The sequence below is a fragment of the Pseudomonas syringae genome (assembly GCF_021605415.1).
GTDB lineage: Bacteria > Pseudomonadota > Gammaproteobacteria > Pseudomonadales > Pseudomonadaceae > Aquipseudomonas > Aquipseudomonas syringae_S.
In genome coordinates this window covers 1-3904 of the sequence record NZ_WKEQ01000074.1, presented here as the reverse complement: position 1 = coordinate 3904, position 3904 = coordinate 1, and the positions used below count along the sequence as shown (strand labels likewise).

2 protein-coding genes are annotated in these 3904 nt (G+C 61.0%); one reads left to right on the top strand and one right to left on the bottom strand.

The features are described 5' to 3' along the window. Positions 1-247: 247 nt before the first annotated feature. Positions 248-1339 (bottom strand): DUF1615 domain-containing protein, encoded by a 1092-nt coding sequence (locus GIW69_RS25955; protein ID WP_236485640.1) that lies wholly within the window; start codon positions 1337-1339, stop codon positions 248-250. Between the two features lie 238 nt (positions 1340-1577). On the opposite strand from GIW69_RS25955, the gene GIW69_RS25950 reads away from it, so the two are divergent. Beyond that, entirely contained in the window at positions 1578-3791 is a 2214-nt protein-coding gene (locus GIW69_RS25950; RefSeq protein ID WP_236485638.1) for a TonB-dependent siderophore receptor, read from the top strand. The last annotated feature ends 113 nt before the right edge of the window (positions 3792-3904 follow it).

The window sequence follows — 3904 nt, the reverse complement described above, 5'->3', positions numbered from 1 at the left end:
AAGGCAACACCGTCGCCGCTGATGGCTCGGATCGTCTGAAAGGCAACACCGTCGCCGCTGATGGCTCGGATCGTCTGAAAGGCAACACCGTCGCCGCTGATGGCTCGGATCGTCTGAAAGGCAACACTGTTGCCGAAGGTGGTTCGGATCGCTTGAACGAACTGCGTAACGCTTGAATGAATGGCTGTAAGGCAGCAATTCAGAAAAACCCGGCTCCCGCAGCCGGGTTTTTTATGCCTGGCGGTTTTTAGCTGCCCTTGGCCATGCAGCGTTTGTAGCGCGCATCGACGCGATTGGCGAACCATGCGGTGGTGAGTTTGCGGGTGATTTTCGGGCTTTCCAGGACGATCCCCGGCAACACCGCACGCGGTAACGTCTTGCCCTCCGCTCGCTCGGCCAATTCGAATACTCGTCGATACAGCTTAGTGTCCTCGAACGCCAGACTGTCGCCCTTCTCCAGTTGATCGCGAATGCTCGGGTTGCGCATGTCCAGGGATTTACCAAGGGTGCGAACCGCCAGTTCTGTGCTGCCGGGCATGATCGAGCCGTAACGGATCAAGTCGCCGTCCAACGCCAGCGGTATGCCCGAGGCGCGGCTGACAGCATTTTGAAACGCGGCATTGCGGCTGGCGTACCAACCGGCGTTGAAATCGGCAAAGCGGTACAGCGGTTCGCGGTAACTCACCGGATAACCGAGCAGATGGGCGATGCCGAAGTACATGCCGCCACGACGGCTGAACACTTCGCGGCGAATCGTGCCGTCCACCGGGTACGGATAATCTTTGGCGTGCTGCTCGGCAAATTCGATGCTGACCTGCATCGGCCCGCCGGTGTGTACCGGGTTGAAGCCGCCGAACAAGGTGCGGCCCATGGGCACCATGCCGATGAAGTCGTCGAAGATCGCGCTCAGTTCCTTTTCACTGCGCGCTGCGCGCAAGCGTTCGGCGTAGGTTTTGCCAGTGGGCGAACGCACCGCCAGCGCGCCGTCGATCAGCAGGCTGGGGATATGGACTTTGGCGGCGCGGCGGTCGATCTCGTCGCGGGCGATCTTGCCCAGGCCGGGCACGGGCGGATCGACCTGAAACGTCGACTCCTGCTCGGCGACGGCCAGTACCGAGCACAAATTCTGCGTGGTCGGGCTGATGTCTTGCGCGGCGAACGCAGCGTAAATATCGGTGGCCCAGCCCTGTCGGTCGACCGTATTGGCCGGCAGCAGCCGCACGATCTGCGCCTTGACCTCGGCGGGCGGGCGCGGTGCCGGTTCCTCACTGCGCTGGCTGGCGCAACCGGCCAGCGCCAGCAACGCGCCGACGCTGATAAACAATCTCAAGCTGTGCATGGCACTCCATCATTTCCATTAGGCCGCGATCACCACACAGGCCACTTCATTGTGAACACAAACCTCTAGGAGCAGCCTGCGGCCGCTCCTACACAAGGGGAATCTTCGTGATTACAAAATGATTGCAATGCGCGACTGAGAAAATCTATCATTTGTGCCTGGAGTCGCATTTGCGCAAGGAGTTCCCGCGCCGTCATCATTTTTTCTCTATGGCCGCGCGCCACTCAGGAATCAATCAATGCCCACTTCGTCCCGTCCCGGCGTTCCTTTTCGTCCTACGTTGCTCGCCCTGCTGTGCTCCCTGACCGTCACCGCGCACGCCGCCACGTCCACAGAAAACGACGGCAAGGAACTGGTGCTCGACGACGTCAACGTCAATGCTCAAGCCCCGACGCCAAACGCCCTGCCCCCGGTCTACTCCGGCGGCCAGGTCGCACGCGGCGGGCAATTGGGCGTGTTGGGCAATCAGGACGTAATGGACGTGCCGTTCAGCATGGCGTCCTACACCGAGCAATTAATCCAGGATCAGCAAGCCGAAGACGTCGCCGATGTGCTGCTCAACGATTCCTCGGTGCGCCAGGCCTCCGGTTTTTCCAACCAGGCGCAGGTGTTCATGATCCGCGGCCTGCCACTGAACGGTGACGACATTTCCTATAACGGCCTGTACGGCGTGCTGCCTCGTCAGATCATTTCCACCGACGCCCTGGAGCGCGTGGAAGTGTTCAAAGGCCCGAACGCCTTCGTCAACGGCGTGACCCCGACCGGTTCCGGCATCGGCGGCGGCGTCAACCTGCAACCCAAACGCGCCGGCGACGTGCCGCTGCGCCGCTTCACCACCGACATCAGCAGCGATGGCCGCGTCGGTCAGCACTTCGACATCGGCCAGCGTTTTGGTGAAGACAACCGCTTCGGTGCACGCATCAACCTGTCCCAGCGCGAAGGCGACACCGCCATCGATCATGAAAACCAGCGCTCGAAACTGTTCGCCATCGGCCTGGACTATCGCGGCGATGCGCTGCGGGTGTCCGGCGATTTCGCCTACCAGAAGGAACGCGTCAACGGTGGCCGCAACTCGGTCAACGTCGGCACGGCGACGCACATTCCAGATGCACCCTCGGCCGACACCAATTACGCGCCGAAATGGGGTTACACCGATATCGAAGACACCTTCGGCATGCTGCGCGCCGAGTACGACCTGAACGACAACTGGACCGCGTACGCCGCCGGTGGCGCCAAGCACACCCGCGAAGTCGGTCGCTACAATTCGACCACACTGGTTGGCAACGACGGCGCTTCGTTTACCACCGGTTCGTTCATCCCGCACGATGAAGACAACACCAGTGTCATGGCCGGCCTCAATGGCAAATTCAACACCGGCCCGGTCAGCCACAAGCTCAACTTTGGTCTGACCGGTATCTGGGCGGAACAGCGCAGTGCCTACGATTTCGACCTGACCCGTTACGGCAACAACATCTACCATCCGGTAGAAACCCCGTCGCCAGTCGGCAACTTCGCGGGCGGCAACCTCAATGACCCAGGCATTGTCGGCAAGACCTTCAACCGCAGCGTAGCGATCTCCGACACCCTCGGGTTCTTTGACGATCGCCTGCTGATTACCGCCGGCCTGCGTCGTCAGCAACTGGTCGTACAGGGTTATAGCTACGCCAGTTACGGCAGCGGCCCGCGCTCGTCGAGCTACGACGAATCGATCACCACGCCGGTCTACGGCATCGTGTTCAAGCCGTGGGAGCACGTATCGTTCTACGCCAACCACATCGAAGGTCTGGCTCAAGGCCCGACGTCGCCAACCAGCTCCGGAGGATTCGCCGTCACCAACGGCAACGAAGTGTACGCACCAGCGCGCTCCAAACAGACCGAGGCCGGGGTGAAAGTCGACATGGGCACTTACGGCGCGAGTCTCGGTGTCTATCGCATCGAGCAGCCGAGCGATGGCTACTGTGAAATCGTTGATACCGACAACTGCACCTACGTGCGTGAAGGCGAGCAAGTCAACAAAGGCGTAGAAATGAACGTGTTCGGCGAGCCGATCGAAGGCCTGCGCCTGATCAGCGGCCTGACCCTGATGGACACCGAACTGAAGAAAACCCAGAACGGCGCTAACGACGGCAACCACGCCATCGGCGTGCCGACCTTCCAGTTCAACGCCGGCGTGGATTGGGATGTACCCGGCCTGCAAGGCGTCGCGCTGAATGCGCGGATGTTGCGTACCGGTGGCCAATACGCCGACGCGGCCAACAACCTCAGCCTGCCGACCTGGAACCGCTTTGATGCCGGCGCGCGTTATGGCTTCAAGGTTTCGGAGAAAGACGTCACCGTGCGTCTGGGCGTCGAGAACCTGGCGAACAAAAAATACTGGGAATCGGCGCAGGGCGGTTATCTGACCCAGGGTGAACCGCGAGTGGCGAAGTTGTCGGGCACTATCGACTTCTAAGGCTATACGCGTGACACAAGAGGCCCCGCCACTGTGAAGTGGCGGGGGTTTTTTTCGTTCCGAAGGCCAAATCCCCCACCACCCCCCCCGAGCCCAACTTTGTGCCTAGGGCA